The sequence below is a fragment of the Acinetobacter sp. genome (assembly GCF_036666595.1).
Lineage (GTDB): Bacteria > Pseudomonadota > Gammaproteobacteria > Pseudomonadales > Moraxellaceae > Acinetobacter.
Genome location: NZ_JAVWVO010000047.1, coordinates 1 through 917, shown reverse-complemented (window position 1 = coordinate 917; position 917 = coordinate 1). Strand labels below are relative to the sequence as shown.

1 protein-coding gene is annotated in these 917 nt (G+C 33.9%); it reads right to left on the bottom strand.

The window, feature by feature from the left end; translation table 11 throughout:
• Positions 1 to 439 precede the first annotated feature (439 nt).
• Complete coding sequence (locus RR876_RS16620) at positions 440 to 889, bottom strand: hypothetical protein (protein ID WP_332637145.1); 450 nt, start codon at positions 887 to 889, stop codon at positions 440 to 442.
• Between the last annotated feature and the right edge of the window lie 28 nt (positions 890 to 917).

Here is a 917-nt window from a genome sequence, read left to right as displayed (position 1 = left end):
GAAAATTAACTAATCGAACATTTTTTCCTAAAAAATTTGTAATGAGCCAGACTATTTATTTTTAGTCAATTATTTAGATGAGGTTTGAAGTGTGAAGAAAGAGCTAATCTAGAAAAGATATTTAGTAAAAATAGGCAATGAGACTGGTTTGTGTTTTAGTTGTCACATTCAAGTTTCCAGAGTTATCCGAAAATTCTTTAAGCTATGAATACGGAGTTATACAGACATTCATAAAGAAATAGATCAACTCAAATTACTGTTTATCAAATTGGACCACCATATCCATCGCATGAGATAGCTTGAGATTTCGGCATAACGAATATTATGTTCATTGACGTACTCGGCATCATGAATCTACAAAATTATATTCATGATGCCGAGCTGTAGCAACAACTGTGTTGCGTAGGCTACAGTCTTGGATATACTATTTAACATAAAATTACGTTATGCGACATTCGGCTATGAGCTTTGCTTTATCTTCTAAAATTGCTTCGCTAGATAAAATTGCTTTGTATAGAAACACTGGTGTTCCTTCTTCTGTATCTTCTACTTTTAGCTGCTTTGTTCCATCTCGATATTCAAATATAGCAACAGGGTAGTTGTCCCGATCTGCTATATAAAAACGTCTGTCTTTTACAATCAGTTTATGATCTTCAAATTGGTGTTGAAGCAATCTCATGAATTTGCTTTCGTTTGGCGAAAGTAAATTTAGTTGTCTGATTCTGTCCGCATCATTGTGATAGCGGATTTTTTCGCGCTGCCTTTCATTGTAGTTTAGGTACACATTTCTTGTTTTCTGTATGGTTTCTTTCGGTTTTTCTTGCCTAGAGTCTCTAAGCAAATAACCAACAATAAATCCCAGAATAAGACAAAAGATTGCTAGTCCCATTATTCATCTTTTCCTAAAACATCTTGTC